Annotated in this window: 18 protein-coding genes; 16 read left to right on the forward strand and 2 right to left on the reverse strand. The window is 33.2% G+C overall.

The genetic code is table 11. From position 1 onward, the window contains the following. The first annotated feature begins 102 nt into the window (after positions 1 to 102). From AC2DZ0_RS01015 to AC2DZ0_RS01085, 15 genes are all read left to right on the forward strand, one after another. Positions 103 to 1,953: a DNA topoisomerase IV subunit B gene (locus AC2DZ0_RS01015; protein WP_484643128.1), complete on the forward strand. Its 1,851-nt coding sequence runs from the start codon at positions 103 to 105 to the stop codon at positions 1,951 to 1,953. Between the two features lie 127 nt (positions 1,954 to 2,080). Beyond that, entirely contained in the window at positions 2,081 to 2,824 is a 744-nt protein-coding gene (locus AC2DZ0_RS01020; protein WP_484643129.1) for a hypothetical protein, read from the forward strand. A 6-nt stretch (positions 2,825 to 2,830) separates the two neighbouring features. Next, positions 2,831 to 3,784 (forward strand): phytanoyl-CoA dioxygenase family protein, encoded by a 954-nt coding sequence (locus AC2DZ0_RS01025; protein ID WP_484643130.1) that lies wholly within the window; start codon positions 2,831 to 2,833, stop codon positions 3,782 to 3,784. 14 nt (positions 3,785 to 3,798) lie between these two features. After that, a complete protein-coding gene (locus AC2DZ0_RS01030) occupies positions 3,799 to 6,372 on the forward strand; it encodes a DNA gyrase/topoisomerase IV subunit A (protein WP_484643132.1) in 2,574 nt (857 codons plus the stop codon). Between the two features lies 1 nt (position 6,373). Then, positions 6,374 to 7,273 carry a 3-keto-disaccharide hydrolase gene (locus tag AC2DZ0_RS01035; RefSeq protein WP_484643134.1) on the forward strand — a complete coding sequence of 300 codons (900 nt, stop codon included), beginning with the start codon at positions 6,374 to 6,376 and terminating at the stop codon, positions 7,271 to 7,273. A gap of 80 nt (positions 7,274 to 7,353) precedes the next feature. Next, positions 7,354 to 8,250, forward strand: coding sequence for a MerR family transcriptional regulator (locus AC2DZ0_RS01040; protein ID WP_484643136.1), 897 nt, complete (start codon positions 7,354 to 7,356; stop codon positions 8,248 to 8,250). A 40-nt stretch (positions 8,251 to 8,290) separates the two neighbouring features. Then, positions 8,291 to 9,760, forward strand: coding sequence for a phytoene desaturase family protein (locus tag AC2DZ0_RS01045; protein ID WP_484643137.1), 1,470 nt, complete (start codon positions 8,291 to 8,293; stop codon positions 9,758 to 9,760). After that, positions 9,757 to 10,596 carry a phytoene/squalene synthase family protein gene (locus tag AC2DZ0_RS01050; RefSeq protein WP_484643138.1) on the forward strand — a complete coding sequence of 280 codons (840 nt, stop codon included), beginning with the start codon at positions 9,757 to 9,759 and terminating at the stop codon, positions 10,594 to 10,596. Before AC2DZ0_RS01045 ends, AC2DZ0_RS01050 begins: the two co-directional genes overlap by 4 nt. A gap of 2 nt (positions 10,597 to 10,598) precedes the next feature. After that, positions 10,599 to 11,033: a hypothetical protein gene (locus AC2DZ0_RS01055; protein ID WP_484643140.1), complete on the forward strand. Its 435-nt coding sequence runs from the start codon at positions 10,599 to 10,601 to the stop codon at positions 11,031 to 11,033. Beyond that, a complete protein-coding gene (locus tag AC2DZ0_RS01060; RefSeq protein ID WP_484643141.1) occupies positions 11,030 to 11,479 on the forward strand; it encodes a sterol desaturase family protein in 450 nt (149 codons plus the stop codon). The genes AC2DZ0_RS01055 and AC2DZ0_RS01060 overlap by 4 nt, the downstream gene beginning before the upstream one ends. 5 nt (positions 11,480 to 11,484) lie before the next feature. Beyond that, entirely contained in the window at positions 11,485 to 12,168 is a 684-nt protein-coding gene (locus AC2DZ0_RS01065) for a lycopene cyclase domain-containing protein (RefSeq protein ID WP_484643143.1), read from the forward strand. Beyond that, positions 12,165 to 12,647: an SRPBCC family protein gene (locus AC2DZ0_RS01070; protein WP_484643144.1), complete on the forward strand. Its 483-nt coding sequence runs from the start codon at positions 12,165 to 12,167 to the stop codon at positions 12,645 to 12,647. The genes AC2DZ0_RS01065 and AC2DZ0_RS01070 overlap by 4 nt, the downstream gene beginning before the upstream one ends. A 117-nt stretch (positions 12,648 to 12,764) precedes the next feature. Beyond that, positions 12,765 to 14,129, forward strand: coding sequence for a GH1 family beta-glucosidase (locus tag AC2DZ0_RS01075; RefSeq protein ID WP_484643146.1), 1,365 nt, complete (start codon positions 12,765 to 12,767; stop codon positions 14,127 to 14,129). Positions 14,130 to 14,184: 55 nt separating this feature from the next. After that, positions 14,185 to 15,183, forward strand: a complete 999-nt coding sequence (locus AC2DZ0_RS01080; protein ID WP_484643147.1) for a DUF4421 family protein — start codon at positions 14,185 to 14,187, stop codon at positions 15,181 to 15,183. 5 nt (positions 15,184 to 15,188) lie between these two features. Next, positions 15,189 to 16,121 carry an alpha/beta hydrolase gene (locus AC2DZ0_RS01085; protein ID WP_484643149.1) on the forward strand — a complete coding sequence of 311 codons (933 nt, stop codon included), beginning with the start codon at positions 15,189 to 15,191 and terminating at the stop codon, positions 16,119 to 16,121. On the opposite strand, the gene nth is transcribed toward AC2DZ0_RS01085, so the two are convergent. After that, positions 16,118 to 16,777: an endonuclease III gene (gene nth, locus AC2DZ0_RS01090; RefSeq protein WP_484643151.1), complete on the reverse strand. Its 660-nt coding sequence runs from the start codon at positions 16,775 to 16,777 to the stop codon at positions 16,118 to 16,120. The two genes, AC2DZ0_RS01085 and nth, sit on opposite strands and share 4 nt — an antisense overlap. Before the next feature lie 152 nt (positions 16,778 to 16,929). Here nth and bcp point away from each other — a divergent pair, with 152 nt between their 5' ends. Beyond that, a complete protein-coding gene (bcp, locus tag AC2DZ0_RS01095) occupies positions 16,930 to 17,385 on the forward strand; it encodes a thioredoxin-dependent thiol peroxidase (RefSeq protein ID WP_484643153.1) in 456 nt (151 codons plus the stop codon). 2 nt (positions 17,386 to 17,387) lie between these two features. On the opposite strand, the gene AC2DZ0_RS01100 is transcribed toward bcp, so the two are convergent. After that, positions 17,388 to 19,850, reverse strand: coding sequence for a TonB-dependent receptor (locus tag AC2DZ0_RS01100; RefSeq protein ID WP_484643154.1), 2,463 nt, complete (start codon positions 19,848 to 19,850; stop codon positions 17,388 to 17,390). Between the last annotated feature and the right edge of the window lie 11 nt (positions 19,851 to 19,861).

Raw genomic sequence — 19,861 nt, forward strand, 5'->3', positions numbered from 1 at the left:
TCTTTTTATTTTTAGGCTAAATCTCTATTTTAGCAAGGTTCACAACGTACCAACTGTTTTTTAGCGGTAAAATGGAATCAACTTAGTATCACGGAGATAATTATGGCAGAAACTACTTATACAGAAGATAATATACGATCACTTGACTGGAAGGAGCATATCAGAATGCGACCTGGTATGTATATCGGTAAATTGGGGGATGGTACTTCGCAAGATGATGGTATTTATATTTTGATCAAGGAAGTTTTAGACAACTCAATTGATGAATTTGTTATGAATGCTGGTAAGACGATTGAGATTTCGGTCAGAAACACCAATGTTACCGTGAGAGATTATGGTAGGGGAATTCCTTTAGGGAAGGTAGTTGATGTGGTTTCTAAAATGAATACTGGTGGTAAATATGATTCAAAAGCGTTTAAAAAATCTGTAGGATTGAATGGTGTTGGTACCAAGGCTGTGAACGCGTTATCTTCAAATTTTAGAGTTCAGTCAATTAGAGATGGACAAACAGTATTTGCAGAGTTTGAAAAAGGAGAGTTGATTACAAAAGGAGAACCTGAGAGTTCAAGTCAAAGGAAAGGAACTCGAGTTTCTTTTACACCTGATCCGAGTATTTTTGCAAATTATAAATTTAGAAATGAGTATGTGATAAAAATGATCAAAAACTATGTGTATTTAAACACTGGTTTGACGATTATTTTTAATGGAGAAAAATATTTTTCTGAAAACGGTTTGAAAGATTTGTTGGAAGAGAATATGAACTCTGAGGATATGGCGTACCCTGTAATCCATCTGAAAGGAGATGATATTGAGGTAGCAATGACTCATAGTAAAACCCAATATTCAGAGGAGTACCATTCCTTTGTAAATGGACAGCATACAACACAAGGAGGTACGCATCAAGTTGCTTTTAGAGAAGCTGTGGTGAAAACAGTTCGTGAATTTTTTGGTAAAAGTTTTGAAGCTTCAGATGTTAGGAAGTCTATTGTTTCTGGAATAAGTATCAAAGTAATGGAGCCTGTTTTTGAAAGTCAAACAAAAACGAAATTAGGATCGACGGAAATGGGCGGTGGGTTACCAACCGTTAGAACATTTATCAATGACTTTGTTAAAACACAGTTAGATAATTACCTGCATAAGAATCCTGAAACTGCAGATCAAATTCAACGAAAGATTCTACAAGCGGAGAGAGAGCGTAAAGAATTGTCTGGCGTTCGTAAACTAGCAAGGGAAAGAGCGAAAAAAGCCAATCTTCATAATAAAAAATTAAGAGATTGCAGAGTTCATTTAGGAGATCTTAAAAAAGACAATAGATTAGATACTACCTTGTTTATTACTGAGGGAGATTCGGCGAGTGGTTCCATTACTAAATCTAGAAATGTGAACACACAAGCAGTATTTAGTCTAAAAGGAAAGCCTTTGAATTCTTATGGGATGAGTAAAAAGGTAGTGTATGAAAATGAGGAGTTCAACTTATTGCAAGCTGCATTAAATATTGAAGAAGGCTTAGATGATTTGAGATATAACAATATTGTAATCGCAACCGATGCCGATGTAGATGGTATGCACATACGTTTGTTGTTGATTACTTTCTTTTTACAATTTTTTCCTGAAGTGATTAGAGAAGGGCATTTGTTTATTTTGGAAACTCCTTTGTTTAGGGTTAGAAATAAAAAAGAGACTATCTATTGTTATTCGGAGGAGGAAAGAAGAAACGCAATAGATAAATTAGCTGGGAAACCTGAAATTACACGATTTAAAGGATTGGGTGAGATTTCTCCAAATGAATTTGTTCACTTTATTGGAGAAAATATTCGTTTGGACCCAGTGATGTTAGATAAGGAAATGCCGATAGAAAAAATGCTTGAATTTTATATGGGTAAAAACACTCCTGATAGACAGAAATTCATTATTGAAAATCTGAAAGTTGAATTAGATGTTGTAGAGGAATAATATGGGATTTGTTTTGAGAAAATTGCGTGATAAAAGAGTGTTAAGTAGAATCTTTTTAGAACGTTTTACGGAACCCTTGCACTTAAATATAATTTCTTTATTTGTATATGTTTTTGGGAGTTTAAGGATGAAAATTAAATTTGATCTAATTGTTAGGCCTCATCATGCATATTCTCTTTTGAAAGCTGCTGATTATGCGAAATCTAATGATTTAGATTCGATAAGTGTTATTGAGTTTGGTGTAGCTAGTGGAGCAGGACTAATGAATTTATCGAAGATTGCGGATAGGGTATCTAGGGATACCGGGGTCAAGTTTATTGTTTATGGAATGGATTCAGGAAAAGGAATGCCAAAGCCAGAGTCACATTTAGATCATCCTGAATATTATCAAGAAGGCGATTTTGAAATGGATATAACATTGCTGAAAAATAAATTACCAGATAAAGTTGAATTGATTTTAGGAGATGTAGAAAATACAATTCCTAAGTTAGCCGCTAAAATAACTGCGGATGCTCCAATAGGATTTATTTCTTTTGATTTAGATTATTACTCATCTACAGTGAAAGCATTTGAGGTGTTAAAGTCAAAAGATTCTAATAAATTTTTACCTTTAACATATCTCTATTTTGATGATATTATGGAGCCTAATCATAATAGCTATTGTGGTGAATTGTTGGCAATTAAGGAGTTTAATTCATCTCAGGATTTTCGTAAAATTGAGCATCATGATTTTTTAGAGAATTCAAGGGTTTTTTCTAGAGCCAAATGGTTGAAGCAAATTTATTTTTTTCAGGTTCTAGATCATCCTATTAGAATGAATTTGAATAAAAAGGGAGTAAAACGAAATTTAGAAAATCCATACCTAAATTAATTCTGAATGTATACAAAATACAAAAAATATAAACTTAGTTATGAGTTGTATAATTTTTTTAATAGGAAGTATTTAAAACATAATATTCCATTGTTTCAGAAATATGGTCTGAAAAAAAAGTATTTTTCATCCTTGTCTAGTCAGGATTTTATTGGATTAAAGGAAGATTTAAATCCATATGATCGAGGTAATTCTAAAGAACTTCTTTCTCAAGATGTAAGGTTTTCGGCTTTGCCAAGTGATATTCAAAATTCTCTTTTAACTTGGTCAGATGATGGTTATGTTATCTTGAAAAGTTTTTTTTCAGAGAAAGAAGTAGATGGAATTAATGCAGAAATTGATAGTTTGTTGGCTTCGGGAGTTGTAAAGTTTAGGTATGCTTCTAGAAAGATAATGTTTGCAAATCGAGTTTCTAAGATGATCAATGATTTTGGGAACAGAAAACTCAAGGATATTTTAGAGATTTTATTAAATAGAGAGTTAGTGTTATTTCAGACAATAAATTTTTTAAAGGGGAGTCAACAAAAGGCGCACGCTGATTCTATCCATATGTCAACTTTTCCCAAGGGGAATTTGATAGCTGCATGGGTAGCATTGCAAGATGTTTCAATTGATGATGGTCCTCTTTTTTATTACCCAGGTTCCCATAAATTGCCTTATATGATGAATAGAGATTTTAATAACGAAGGAACTAAATATATGCTCGGGAATAATGATTATTCGGATTATGAGAATATGATTGCTGGAGTTGTAGAAAAAAAAAGGTTAAAGAAAAAGGTGTTTTTAGCAAAAAAAGGAGATGTTTTGATTTGGCATGCTAATTTGTTACACGGTGGAGAAATGGTCATGAAAACTGAAAACTCACGAAAAAGTATGGTGTTTCATTATTTAGCTAATGGTGTGGTATGTTATCATGAAGTTTCACAAAGACCTATGTTGAAAGGAAAGTTTAAAAAATAAATTTAAGGAAAAATATGCAGGAAGAAAACGAAGAGCAATTAAACGAATCACAAGAGAATCAGAGTCAAGAAACGATTACCAAGGTAACCGGGATGTATAAGGAGTGGTTTTTGGATTATGCTTCTTATGTTATTTTGGAGAGAGCCGTTCCTGCGCTTGATGATGGTTTTAAGCCGGTGCAACGTAGGATTATGCAGTCTATGAAAGACTTGGATGATGGGCGTTATAATAAGGTAGCAAACTTAGTAGGGCATACTATGCAGTACCATCCCCATGGAGATGCTTCTATTGCAGATGCTATGGTTCAACTTGGTCAAAAAGAATTGCTGATAGATATGCAAGGAAACTGGGGGAATATCCTGACTGGAGACCGCGCCGCAGCATCAAGGTATATTGAGGCAAGATTATCAAAATTTGCTTTAGAAGTTCTCTTTAATCCAAAAACTACGCATTGGCAAGCTTCTTATGATGGTAGAAGAAAAGAACCCATCCATCTGCCTGTAAAGTTTCCATTATTGTTGGCTCAAGGAGCAGAAGGAATTGCAGTAGGGTTGTCTACAAAGGTATTGCCACATAACTTTTTAGAGTTGATAGACGCATCGATTAAATACTTGAAGGGTAGGAGTTTTAAAATTGTGCCCGACTTTTTAACAGGAGGTATCGCTGATTTCACAAACTATAATGATGGAAAAAGAGGAGGTAAGGTTAGGGTTAGAGCAAGGATTGCTCAGGTAGATAAAAAAACACTAGCTATAACAGAAATTCCATTTGCAACTACTACTTCGTCTTTGATCGATTCTATTTTGAAAGCGAATGACAAAGGAAAGATAAAAATTAAACGTATTGAGGATAATACAGCTGCTAAGGTTGAGATTTTAATTCACTTGCCGCCAAACGTTTCTCCGGATAAAACAATTGATGCTTTGTATGCTTTTACAAACTGTGAAACTTCGATTTCGCCTTTGAGTTGTATTATTGAAGATCATAAGCCTTTATTTATCGGAGTATCAGAGCAATTGAAGCGCTCAACGGATAGAACGGTTGCCTTGCTGAAGAAAGAGCTCGAGATTCAGTTGGGGGAATTGAATGAGCAATGGCATTTCGCTTCGTTAGAAAGAATATTTATCGAAAACAGAATATATCGTGATATTGAAGAAGTGGCTACCTGGGATGGAGTAATTGAGGCCATTGACTTAGGATTGAAACCTTATACAACTCATTTAAAACGTGCGGTTACTACTGAAGATATTCTTAGGCTTACAGAGATTCGAATTAAAAAGATATCAAAATTTGATATAGATAAGGCGAAACAGTTTATTGAGGCTTTGGAGGATAAAATAGCCGAAGTAAAAAATAAGCTTGAGAATTTGGTTGATTTTGCCATTGATTATTTTAAACATTTAAAAGATACGTACGGAAAAGGTAAAGAGCGTAAAACTGAGATTAGAATATTTGATGATATTGTAGCATCTAAAGTTGCGTTGAGCAACACAAAGATATATGTAAATAAAGAAGAGGGGTTTATTGGGACTTCGTTGCGTAAAGATGAATTCGTGGCGGATTGTTCTGATATTGATGATATTATCGTTTTTCGAAATAACGGGACAATGATGATTACCAAAGTAGCCTCTAAAACTTTTGTGGGTAAAGGGATTATTCATTTAGCGGTATTTAAAAAAGGAGATAAAAGAACAGTTTATAACTTGATGTATAGAGATGGGAAGTCTGGTCCTAGCTATATGAAACGTTTTAACGTCACAAGTATTACTAGAGATAAGGAGTATGATTTAACAAATGGGAACAAAGGTTCTATGTTGCATTATTTTTCTGCAAATCCTAATGGTGAAGCTGAGGTGGTTTCGGTAAACCTGAGAGCTGTAGGAAGTGTTAAAAAATTGAAATGGGATATTGACTTTTCAGATTTGTTAATCAAAGGTCGTTCGTCAAAGGGTAATTTGATAACAAAATTACCTATCAGAAAAATTGAGTTTAAATCGGCGGGTAAATCTACTTTGAAACCTAGAAAGATATGGTTTGATGATACAGTACAAAGATTAAATGTTGATGACAGAGGAGAGTTGTTGGGAGAGTTTACAGCAGAGGATAAGTTGTTAATTGTTACACAATCAGGAATTGCAAAAACAATTGCTCCAGCCTTAAATTATCATTTTGAAGAGGATATGATTGTTCTGGAAAAATGGGAGCCGAACAAGCCGGTATCTGCTATTTATTTTGATGGGGAGAAGGAAAAGTACTTTGTGAAAAGGTTTATGATTGATCATCCTGAAAGAGAAGATAGGTTTATAACAGATCACCCTAAATCACAATTAGAAATCGTAGCAACAGATCATAGACCCAATGCAGAGGTTGTGTTTTCTAAACGAAGTCTCGATCCGATTATCGTAGATTTTGAGGAGTTTATTGCAGTTAAAGGAATCAAGGCTATTGGAAATCAATTATCAACGGATAAGATAAAAACGGTGAATTTATTAGAGCCTAAACCATATACGCCGCCTGTATTGGATGATCTTGAGGTGACGGAAGATACGGATACAGATAAAGGAGATGCACAACCTACATTGTTTTGATATGAAATACATTTTTTTCTCAATCGTTATTTTGATTTTTTTGAACGCATGTTCAGAAGGTTTAAAAAGTAAATATGACCCTAATAAAGAAGAGTGGATTTCTTTATTTAATGGCGTTGATTTAGAGAATTGGGATGTAAAATTCACGAAGAGGAATTTGAATGAAAATTATAAAAACACCTTTGTTGTTGAAGATAGCATGATTCGGGTGAGTTATGATAATTACAAAGTTTTTGACAAAGACTTTGGTCATATGTATTACAAAACACCTTATTCTTATTATAGATTACGATTTGATTACCGCTTTGTTGGAGATCAAATAGAAGGAGGTTCTATTTGGAATGTAAGAAATAGTGGTGTGATGCTTCATTCTCAATCAGCAAAAAGTAATGAGAAAAATCAAACATTTCCTTTTTCAGTTGAATTTCAGTTATTGGGGGGCTTAGGGAATGAGGATAGAACAACAGGGAATGTTTGTACGCCAGGAACTGTTGTTATGATGCAAGATACTTTGAATTACGATCATTGTATTAAATCTGTTTCTAAAACGTATCACGGGGATCAATGGGTGCATGTTGAGGCTATTGTTTTAGGAGGAGAATCAATGATTTTTAAAATAAATGATGAAGTTGTTTTAGAGTTTGATTTGCCTCAGATAGAGGATTTTTCAAAAAGAAAACCAAATTACTGGGAGAAGTTCGGAATTGAAAACTCCATAAAGTACTGGACTAATAGAGAAGGAGAAGTTTTAAATTCTGGTTATATTGCCTTACAAGCGGAAAGTAGTCCTGTAGATTTTAAAAATATCGAGCTTCTTGATCTTTGTGGTTGTATGGATAGAAATGCTAAGAATTACAAAACTTATTATGTAAAAAATATCCCTTCTGGTTGTGAGTATTGATCTTACAATTCGCCATTTTTTTTATTTATTTTATAATTGATAAAATTTGTTTATTTTTGTTTAAATAAATCAATTTTTTGATGAACAAAATTAAAGATTCCTTTTTGATTCAAGACCTAGAAACCCTGAGTGGTATCAAGGCCCATACGATTCGTATTTGGGAAAAAAGGTATAACTTATTAAACCCAGAGAGACTTAATAGGAATATTAGAAAGTATAGTTTAAGAGATTTACAAAAACTTTTAAACGTTAGTATTTTATATAGTAATGGGCATAAAATATCTAAATTGTCTGTTTTGTCTGAAACGGAGCTGCATGAGACTGCCAGAAAAATAAGTTTAGAATCGGTTAAGCCTGGTTATAATGTTAATGAACTGATTCTTGCAATGTATGCTTTTGATAGTCTGAAATTTGATGAAGTTTATGATGAGTTGTCAAAGTCTATGGATTTTGAAGAGTTGTTTGTGAAAGTTTATATTCCTTTGTTAGATCATATTGGTGTTTTGTGGCAAACGGATGCTATCAAGCCAGCTCATGAGCATTTTATATCAAACTTAATTATTGGGAAAATTGTTTTAAATACTGCAAAAATAGATTTAAAAAGTTCTGATGATGATTACACCTATGTTTTGTTTTTGCCAGTAGGAGAGTTACATAGTTTAGGTTTGTTGTTTTTAAATTATTGTTTGAAAAAAAGAGGTAAAAAAACGGTTTACTTAGGAGGGGGAATACCGTTTTCTAATCTAGAGACTCTAAACACAAAATTTTTGTCTATAAAATGGATTTGTTCTTTTGTTGTTGAAAGAACGAGAGAAGAAAAAGAAGCCTTTTTGTTTGAGTATTCAGAGTTTTTGAAATCCTCTAACAGCTCTAGTTTAATTGTTGGTAGGGTGATGGAAGAGGTTTCTGGAAAAGAGGATTTCAAGGAGAGAATTCATTTTTTTAATAGCTTTAAGGAATTACCATTTTTTGAATAAATATTTTTATTTGTTTAATTAATTTATATATTTGTTAAACATGAAGAAAAAAGTAAAAATATTAGGATCTGGTTTTTCATCATTGTCGGCAGCTTGTTATTTGGCTAAAGACGGGTATGATGTTGAGGTTTACGAAAAAAACAGTCAAATAGGAGGTAGAGCTCGGCAGTATAAAAAAGATGGTTTTCTTTTTGATATGGGGCCAACTTGGTACTGGATGCCAGATGTTTTTGAGCGGTTTTTTAATGATTTTAACCGAATTCCTGAGAAGTATTATACCCTAGAAAAACTAAATCCAGCCTATGAGGTGTATTTTGGAATTGGAGACAGTGTTAAAATTGGGGATGATTTAGAAAAAATATATTCATTATTTGAAAAGGAAGAGAAAGGAAGTTCTAAATATCTGAAAGAATTTTTAAAATTAGCCGAGAGTAATTACAATGTTGCGGTGAAAGATTTGGTATATCGTCCGGGAGTTTCGCCTTTGGAGTTGATAAGTCCGAAAACTGTAACGAAGTTAAATCAGTTGTTTTTTGATATCAGAAAATTAATTCAAAAAAGATTTAACAACCCACGACTTATAAAGATCCTTGAGTTTCCAGTATTGTTTTTAGGAGCCAAACCAGGTAATACGCCTGCTATGTATAATTTTATGAATTGGGCCGACTTTGGATTGGGAACTTGGCATCCTAAAGGGGGGATGTTTGAAGTTGCAGATGGGATGGCTCAACTGGCCATAGAACTAGGGGTACGTTTTAAATTAAATGCTGCGGTTGATAAGATAGCAGTTAATTCTGCGGGAATAGCTGAAGGTATTGTAGTGAATGATACTTTTGTTCCAGCGGATATTGTTTTGAGTGGTGCTGATTATCATCATACTGAAAAATTAGTAAGCAAAGAGTATAGACAGTACTCAGAAAAATACTGGGACAAAAAGACCTTTGCTCCATCTTCGTTGTTGTTTTATGTTGGTTTTGATAAAAAAATCGAAAATGTTTCACATCATACGTTGTTTTTTGATGAAGAGTTTGACTCACATGCAGAGTATATATATGATACACCAGCTTGGCCAAAGGATCCACTATTTTACGCGAGTTTTCCTAGTATAAGTGACGATGCTTTTGCTCCAGAAGGAAAAGAGGCCGCAACTTTTTTAATACCAATAGCTGCGGGATTAGTGGATACTGAGGAACACAGAGAGGAGTATTTTGATATAATAATTGAAAGATTAGAGAAATTAACAGGTCAAAAAGTGAAAGATTCTGTATTGTTCAAGCAGTCGTATTGTGTAAAAGATTTTGTGAAAGATTATAATTCCTATAAAGGGAATGCCTACGGATTAGCGAATACTTTAACACAAACGGCATTTTTAAGACCAAAAATTAAAAGTAGTAAAGTAAAAAATTTGTATTTTACAGGACAGTTAACGGTTCCAGGACCAGGAGTACCACCGGCTTTGATATCTGGTAAAATAGCGGCAGAATTGATTTTTAAAAAGGAAGGTAAATGAAAGAATTATTCGATAAAGTATCCGATAGTACAGCTGTAATGATTACGAAAAAGTACAGTACTTCTTTTTCAATTGCAGTTAGGTTACTTGCACCAAGTATAAGGCAAGCGGTTTATAACGTCTATGGTTTTGTGCGGGTAGCAGATGAAATAGTAGATAGTTTTGATGGATATCAACAAAAACAGTTGTTAGATAGGTTTGAAGATGAGTATCACTATGCTAGAGTATATGGCATCAGTTCAAATCCGGTAATAAATGCTTTTCAAAGAACAGTTGAGGAATATGATATTGATCGTGATCTTGTAGACGCTTTTTTAAAAAGTATGAGAGCAGATCTAACCAAACAAGTGTATTCAACAGATCAAGAGATAAAAGACTATATCTATGGCTCTGCGGATGTGGTTGGTTTGATGTGTTTGAAAATTTTTGTTCAAGGAAATCAAGAAAAATACTTGAAACTAGTTGAGCCAGCAATGAAGCTTGGGTCGGCATTTCAAAAAGTAAATTTTTTAAGAGATTTTAAGGCGGATTATGATGGGTTAAGTAGGACTTATTTTCCTAATGTAGATCCAAATAAACTAACACAGGAAGATAAAGAAAATATTATTCGAGATATTGAAATTGAATTTGAAGAGGCTTTAAGTGGGATAAAGAAATTACCAAAGGAAGCAAGATTAGGAGTTTATGTTGCATATCGTTACTATTTAAGGTTATTAAAAAAAATAGACAATACACCAGCCACGGCATTACTTGAAAGTAGAATTAGAGTTTCCAATGGTTTGAAAACTTATTTGTTATTTAAATCTTATGTAAGATATCAGTTTAATATCGTGTAAGAATGAAAATTTTTTTTATGTGTTTGTTTTTTACGGTATTTTTTTCGGAAGATCAGGTTATTATTAAAAACTTTCATGAACTAAGAACAAAACAAGAAGAACAGTCTTTTTTAAAAAAGTTCTCTAATAATTCTAGTGTCATGGTTCAAGCTTATGTTTGTGCTGTTGAAATGAAGCAAGCTGAATATGCAATGAATCCAATTTCAAAGCTGAAAATTTTTAACAAAACGAAAAAGAAGTTAGCTTTGTTGATTAAGGAGAATCCTGAAAATGTTCATTTAAGGTACGTTCGTTTATTGTTACAAGAAAAAACACCTTCTATTTTAGGGTATAAAGATGATATTGAACAGGATAAATTATTTCTTCAGAAACAAATACAGAATAATAATATAACAAAAGAATTTCAAGCTTTTATTGAAAACAACACTTCCATATGATTTACATTTTTTATTTTTTGATTATCGTTTTTACATATCTAGCAATGGAAGTTGTAACTTGGTTAACGCATAAGTATGTGATGCATGGTTTTTTATGGGTATTGCATGAAGATCATCATCAGCCAAGGTATCAACATGCTTTTGAGAAAAATGATGCGTTTTTTGTAATTGGCGCAATTCCAAGTATCACCTTATTTTATTTTGGAGTGCATCCAGAATTGAATTATAAGTTTTTTATTGGTCTGGGGGTTTTGTTCTATGGGATCACCTACTTTTTGGTGCATGATGTTTTGATTCATCAACGTTTTAAATGGTTTAAAAAAACTAAAAACAAATATCTGATTGGTTTAAGGAAAGCTCACAAAGTACATCATAAACACCTAGGGAAAGAAGATGGTGAGTGTTTCGGTATGCTCAATGTACCAAATAAATATTTCAAAATATAAGTGCCATGACTCCATTGTATTTTTATTTGTTGGTGGGGTCTTTAAGTGTCCCTTTATTGTTTTCCGTTTTTGTAATTGACTTTATTAAAAGATGGAGGCATTTTGTAATATCGACTTCGATAATTGCGGTTGTTTTTTTAATTTGGGATGTTATATTTACAGAAAATGCTATATGGGGGTTTGAGGAAAATTATTGTTTAGGAATTAAATTTCTTAAAATGCCCATAGAGGAATGGTTGTTCTTTTTTGTAATTCCTTTTTGTAGTTTATTTACGCATTTTGCATTTTTTTATAAATTTCCAGAGGTTAAACTGTCATTAAAATTTACAAGGTGGTTCACTATATTTCTAAAATTGTTGTGTTTGTATTTGGTGTACAGTTATCCTCATAAGGCTTACACATCTGTCAATTACTCATTTTTGTTTGTTGTGTTGGCTATTGGTTTGTTCTTTAATATCCAATTATTGCAAAAATTTTATATTTCGTTTTTGATAATTTTAGTTCCGTTTTTCCTAGTAAATGGAGCTCTTACAGGTATGTTTACGGAAATACCCGTGGTGTGGTATGACAATTCAGAAAATCTAGGCATTCGATTGATAAGTATTCCGATAGAAGATATTGGTTATGCTTTTTCTATGCTGTTTGGAAATTTATTTTTATTTGAAAAATTAAACGCTTTTAATAAATGAGTATTACATTTAAAAAACATTCTGGGATTTTTACGTTAGAGTCAAGGCAAAAGGCACCAATTTCTATTGATAAGGCATGGGAGTTTTTTAGTTCACCAGATAATTTAGAGAAACTAACTCCTAAAGAAATGAATTTTCAAGTAACGTCAGGAAAACCTAAAAAGGCGTATCCAGGTCAGATTATTTCTTATAAAGTGAGTGTATTACCAGGAGTTAGATTGAATTGGGTAACTGAGATTACACAGGTTAAAAAAGGGATGTTTTTCATAGATGAGCAAAGGTTTGGACCATACAAGATGTGGCATCATGAACATTTTTTTGAGAAAATTGATGAAAATTCATGTTGGTTAGGAGATAAAGTCTCTTATAAATTGCCTTTAGGTTTTTTAGGAAACATTGCCCATGTACTTTTTGTAAAGAAGCAATTGAAAGGGATTTTTGAATTTAGATCTAAGCAAATTATTGCACTTTTTAAGTAACCTATTCTTTATATCATACTTACAATTATTTAACTCTATTGATACTTTATTTTCGAGAGATTGAAATAGTTTCGCGTAGCACTTAAAATAAGTCAATATTATTTTGAGCTGTATCTTATGGCTAAAAAAGAATTAAATAAATCTGATTTCTCTGATGATTTTGTATGGGGTGTTGCTACGGCGGCTTATCAAACAGAAGGGGCTTATAATGTGGATGGAAAAGGAATTTCTATTTGGGATACCTTTACGAATGATAAAAAATTTAAAAATGGAAATGCCAATAAAGCTATTGATTTTTATAATAACTATGAGGCTGATATAAATAGGATTAAAGATTTAAATTTGGATTCTTTTCGATTCTCGTTATCTTGGTCAAGGTTGTTTCCAAAAGGAACTGGTGAGGTAAATTTAAAAGGTGTTGCTTTTTATCACAAAGTGATTGATACATGTCTAGACAACGGAATCACTCCTTGGGTTACTTTATATCATTGGGATTTACCTCAAGCGCTAGAGGGCAAAGGTGGCTGGACGAGTCGTTCTATTTTAGATTGGTTTTCGTATTATGTGGATTTTTGTACTAAAGAATATGGCGATAAAGTTACTAATTGGATGGTGATGAATGAACCGATGAGTTTTATCGGTTTGGGCTATTTTACTGGAGAGCACGCTCCAGGTAAAAAGGGGTTGAAAAGCTTTTTACCGGCGGCACATCATGCCACACTTTGTCAAGCTATTGGAGGTCGTATTGTTAGGGAAAATGTTGAAGGGGCTTATGTGGGGACTACTTTTTCTTGTTCTCATGTAACACCCAAAAATTATTTATGGAGTAATATAAAAGCTGCAAAAAGGGTAGATGCCTTGCTCAATAGGTTTTTTATTGAACCATTGCTGGGTTTGGGGTATCCATATAAGGAGTTCATTGGGTTGAAAAAAATCAAAAAGTATTTTAAGCCAGGAGACGAAAAATTAATGAAGTTTGATTTTGACTTTATCGGACTTCAGTATTATTTTAGAATTGTTGCTAAGTATAATTTATTACCTCCCATTTTATTTGCGAAAGAAGTGCCGGCAAGTAAAAGAAATGTGAAAATGAACTCCATGGGGATGGAAATTTATCATAAAGGATTGTACAAAACCATTAAAAAATTCAGCAAATATAAGGGAGTAGATGCTATATTTATAACTGAGGCTGGAGTCTGTTTGAATGATGAAAAAATTGATGGTAAAATTAAAGACCCAAAACGAATTAAGTACATGAAAAAAACATTCGCTAAAATTCATAAGGCGATTAAAAAGGGAATCAACGTGAAAGGCGTTTTTTTATGGACTTTAGTTGATAATTTTGAATGGGGTGAGGGATATAAGCCTCGGTTTGGTTTGATTTTTAATGATTTTGAAACACAAAAAAGAACCTATAAAAAATCTGCTTTTTGGTTGCAAAATTTTTTAAAGAGAAAAGAGAAGATATACCCTGATGTTTAAGTTATAATCCTTTTAAAATGCAATGATAAAATAAAAAAAATAATTACTTTCGAGTATGAAAAAATTGATCTTCATACTTTGGGTAATATTACTTGGTTGCAAGCCTATGGTTGGTCAAGAAGATTCTAAGTTTATTGATCTTTCTAAAACAACAAAATTCATAGATACCTTATTGATTGATAGGGACCTGAATAATTGGTCTGTACGTGCTTTGAGTAGTTTTAAGCAACAGCAATTTATTTTAAGACCTGCCGGAAACAGGTATACTTACCGTCCTAATAATCCTTATGGAGTTGGTTTGGGGGTTGGTACTAAAAAGTTGATTCTAGACTTTTCTTTTAATCTAAAGGCTTCTGAAGAAAATCCTACAGAGCGCTACGATATTTTATGGTCATTTTTTAAAAAGAATCATTTGGTTGATTTTTATTTTCAACACTACAGAGGTTTTGAAGTAAACGATGCATCAACAGGTGAAACTTTGTTTAGAGAGGATATCAGGTCTTTGTCAACTGCTATTAGATATATGTATATGTTTCATGAAGCGGAATATTCTATTGCATCTATGAAAACGGGATTAGTAACCGCGGAAAAATCTTCATTCTCATTAGGATTGGGTGGTTTTCTTTTATATAATAATCAAAGTGCTGATGAGTCAATTATTCCTATTCCAACTGATGGTGCTATTTTAACGGAGCCAGTGGAGAAGTTTCAAGGAACTGGATTGGGAGTAATGGTAGGGTTTTCATCACTAATTGTTTTGCCTCATAATTTCTTTTTGTCCTTAAATGCAGCACCTGGTATTGGTTTGATGAGTAAATATGTGACTACCAATGATGCTGGGTATCAGCCAAAACAACCCATTATTCATCAATTAGGTTTGTCTATGATGTTAGGTTATAATGCGGATCAGTATTATGTTAACTTAGCCATTTCCAATGGTTATTATACTACCGACTATAATATAGGGGATGATGTAATTTTTGGGTATCTAAATGCTAAGTTGGCTTTTGGTTATAAGTTAAAGGGGAAAATTAAAAAGAATTGGAAAAAATAATATTTATGTTGAAGCTTAATAAGATTAGCTTGTTACTAGTTATGTGTATGATGCAAATAGGAAACTTATCAAGTCAAGAAAATATAATTGCATTATGGAATGAGGGAATCCCTAATTCAAAAAAATCAGATGAGGTTGAAACCTATCCGACTGCTAAATCCGGTATTTTTAAGATTTCTCAAATTCAAAATCCGACCCTTGAGGTATTTGAACCTGCGAAACCAAATAAAAATGGAAAAGCTGTTATTATTTGTCCTGGTGGGGGGTATCATAGTGTAGCTTATGATTGGGAAGGAACAGATATTGCGAAATGGTTAAATTCTCTTGGTGTAACTGCCTTTGTTCTGAAATATAGAATGCCAAATTCTGCATCTGTAAAAGTATCGTATGAAGCTCCCTTACAAGATGCTCAAAGAGCGATGCGATTGGTACGTAGAAATGCTGAAAAATACGGAATACAGAAAGATCAAATTGGAATTATGGGATTTTCTGCTGGAGGACATTTAGCTTCTACTTTGGGAACTCAATTCAACGCACCCAATAATTTTAAAGAATCAAGTTTAGAGAGTGTTTCTGCAAGACCCGATTTTATGATTTTAGTGTATCCAGTAGTTACCATGCAGGATGATTATACTCATAAGGGATCAAGAAGTTCTTTGCTTGGTAAAAAGCCAAGTAAAAAATTGATGACACAATTTTCAAACGAGTTGCAAGTAACCACCGAAACGCCTCAGACATTTATAGTGCACTCATCAGATGATAAGGCAGTTCCTGTGGAGAATAGTTTACAGTTGTATCAGAGTTTAAAGCAGCATCATGTCAAAACAGAGATGCATATTTACCCATATGGAGGACATGGTTTTGCTATGGCGATAGACAAAGGTAGGTTAGAAACTTGGAAAGATAGATTGGAAGACTGGTTGTCTGAATTAAATTAAGATTTTTTCTGTTTGTGATATGCTTCCAAAACAGTTTTTCTACCAATTGTTTTCGTAATAATATCGTTTTCAAGATTCCATCCACGAGCAGGAGAGTAGTCTCGTCCGTACCAAATGATTTGTAAATGTAAGTCGTTCCAAAGTTCTTTTGGGAATAATCTTTTCGCATCCTTTTCGGTTTGAACAACATTTTTTCCATTGCTTAGATTCCAGCGGTACATCAAGCGATGAATATGGGTGTCTACCGCAAAAGCTGGAATGTTAAAAGCCTGACTAAGTACCACACTTGCCGTTTTGTGGCCAACAGCAGGTAGTTCTTCTAAATCTTTAAAATTAGATGGAACTTCTCCGTTATGCTTTTCAATTAATATTTTCGAGAGTCCATGTATTCCTTTAGATTTCATTGGAGATAAGCCGCAAGGTTTGATAATCTCTTTAATTTCATCAACAGACATTTTAACCATGTCATGCGGATTGTCTGCTTTTGCAAAAAGAAGCGGCGTGATTTTATTTACCCTTACATCCGTACATTGTGCCGAGAGTAAAACAGCAACCAACAAAGTATAAGGGTCTTTATGATCTAATGGAATAGGAATTTCGGGATATAATTCTTCAAGTTTATCTATTACAAATTGAACTTTTTCTTGCTTTGTCATGTGATTGATTTGAGAGGATAAAAATACAAAACATACTTGTATGATGCATGATTTAGCGCTTTAGAATTTAGAGTAAGTTTAGGGTTTTAAGTTTTGTATTTGTGCCTATTACTTTATAACTTCGGTACTTTAAAACAAAGACAAATAAGATTATGACGACATTAAAAATAGGGGATAAGGCCCCAAGTTTTGAGGCTTTAGATAATACAGGAAACACTGTTAAATTAGAGGATTACTCTGGTAAAAAGTTAGTGTTGTTCTTTTATCCTAAAGCGAGCACTCCGGGATGCACCGCTGAAGCTAGTGATTTGAGAGATAACTATCAAACATTTTTAGCCAAAGGTTATGATGTGTTAGGTGTAAGCGCAGATTCGGCAAAAAGGCAGCAAAATTGGATCAATAAGCATGAATTGCCATTTCCTTTATTGGCTGATGAAGATAAATCAGTGATTGAGGCTTTTGGGGTTTGGGGACCTAAAAAGTTTATGGGGCGTGAATATGATGGGATTCACAGAACTACTTTTGTAATTGATGAAAATGGAATTATAGAAGATGTTATCTTAAAAGTAAAAACAAAAGCTCATGCGGAGCAAATTTTATCTGAATAATATTAAAACTTCATGGCCAGTCGAGCATTTATTACTCTGCTGGTCATGTAATTAGGAACACCATATGCTTGCTTAGTATAAGCGTCTCTAACCCAGGTGTTGGTATTGGAATTCTGAATATCAAAAATATTAAAGATTTCAATTCCTACGTTTAAATCTTCGAAACTACTTAGAAAACCAGTTTTATAAGTTTTCTTTTGGTCTACAATAATATAAGAGAAGCCAACATCAGCACGTTTGTACGAAGGCAATCTAGATTGATATTCATAAGGGTCACTGTAAGAAGGTGATCCTCCAGGAAGACCTGAATTGTACACCATGTTTAAGTATACTTTTAAATCTGGTACACTTGGTACATAGTCTTGAAATAAAATTCCGAGTTTGAATCGTTGATCTGTTGGTCTTGCAATTTCACCTCTACCATCAATATTTTCTTTGGTACTTAAAAGCCCCATGCTAATCCAACTTTCATTTCCTGGCACAAATTCACCATTTAATCTAAAGTCAATTCCAATAGCATTTGCTGTAGTTACGTTATCTGCTCTATATCTAATTCTTACATTGTCAACAGAGTAGGCGTTAACATCACTTAGTCTTTTGGTGTATGCCTCTGTGGTAAATTTAAAGGGTCTGTTCCACATTAAAAAGCTGTATTCGTTTCCTACTACAAAATGAATAGATTGCTGTGCCTTTACATTTTTTACAATTTGTCCTTCATAGTTTTTAAGTTCCTTGTACATTGGGGGTTGATGATACCATCCTCCGGAAACTCTAAATAGCATATCTTTTTCCCAATTAGGTTTGATAGAAAATTGTCCTCTTGGACTAAAAGTAAATTGTGTTTCGGATGTGAAATTATCCGAGTTTACATTCCAAAATTGACTACGTACCCCAAAATTATACCATACTTGATTTTCTTTCCATTCAGATTGTTTACTCCATTGCGCATATGCAAATAATCTATTAATAGTAACATTGTTTAAAGCTCTTATGGATCTATATGGTTCAATCGGACCTGTATAAGGTTCTGCAGGTTGATTGTTAGGAACCTGATTTCCTAGTGGTCTGATAGAGAAACCAGTAGAGTCAATAATTTCCCACTCGTTAATACTTTCTCTTATATTTTCCTTTTGAAGCTTCATTCCTAGTTCATAGTAATTGTCATCTTCTCTGGTAGAAAGTTTTAATTGAATGTTCTGGATTAAGGCATCTAATTCATTTCTAGAGTGGTTTATTTGTCCACCAATTCCTTCACTATATTCGGTTTCACCAAAATTAGGAGAATCTATATCTCCATTTGTTTGATTAAGAGAATAGGCTCCTATAATATCAAAATACTCTTCTTCTTGTGTATTGTATATAGATGAGGTAATTGTTAATTTTAGGTCGTCGGCATGTCTATAAGTAGCATTTAAAGCACCAAAATAGGTTTTAAAGGTGTCGTTTTCATTACCTTGGTAAACGACTACTAATTCCAAAGGGTTGGTGATGGTACCAAAAGTTGTCCTTCTTGTCAACGGTTGGTAGTTGTATTTATTTACCGATATATTACCAAGAAAATCTAAGGTCCATTTTTTTGATAATTTATAAGATAAAAAGGTTTGCACATCAGCAAATTGTGGTTTGTAATTTGTTTCTGTGTCCTTTGTATTGACTAGAAGTGAATTATCTCTGTATCTAAAGCTTGTAATGGTTGAAAGTTTATTTTCAGCAAATCTACCTTCAAATGTAGCACTTCCGCCCATCATATCAAGTTCAATGGTGGTGGCTGTTTTAGTTGGTTTTCTGTAGGTAATATCTAAAACCGACGATAGTCTATCACCGTATTTAGCCTGAAATCCACCTGCAGAGAAATTAATGTTTTGGATCATTTCCGTATTTACAAAACTTAGACCTTCTTGTTGCCCGGATCGAACGAGAAAAGGTCTGTATATTTCAATTCCATTAACATAAACAAGATTTTCATCAAAGTTACCTCCTCGCACATTGTATTGTGTACTCAATTCGTTGTTATTACTAACACCAGCGAAGGTCATTAAAAGATTTTCCACACCTGGATTAGCACCAGGTAGTTTTTTTACTTTTTCTTTTTTGATCGTTGTAAAACCTTCAACGGCTTTTCTTTTATCTTGAATAGTTACCTCGTTAATTTCTTCTGTTTTTAAGGTAAGGATAGGAGAAAAACGATATGTTTTGTTTCTAGGGATTTTTACACGTTTGTAGAAATCATTATAACTAATATGGCTAAATTCTAAAATTATTTCAGCTTTTGCAGGGATGGTAATTATGTATTCACCTTTGCTATTAGAAGTTGTTCCACTTGTGGAATTCGCAAAAGTAATATTTACGCCTTCAATAGGCTTTCTTTTAGTGTCACGTATATATCCCTTTACAGTTGCCGTTTGGGCAAACATTGGCATGCTACATAATAGAAATATTATTAAATATGTAAATTTTGTATTCAAGTAAAGCGTCT

The sequence above is a fragment of the Flavicella sp. IMCC45668 genome, from assembly GCF_057219105.1.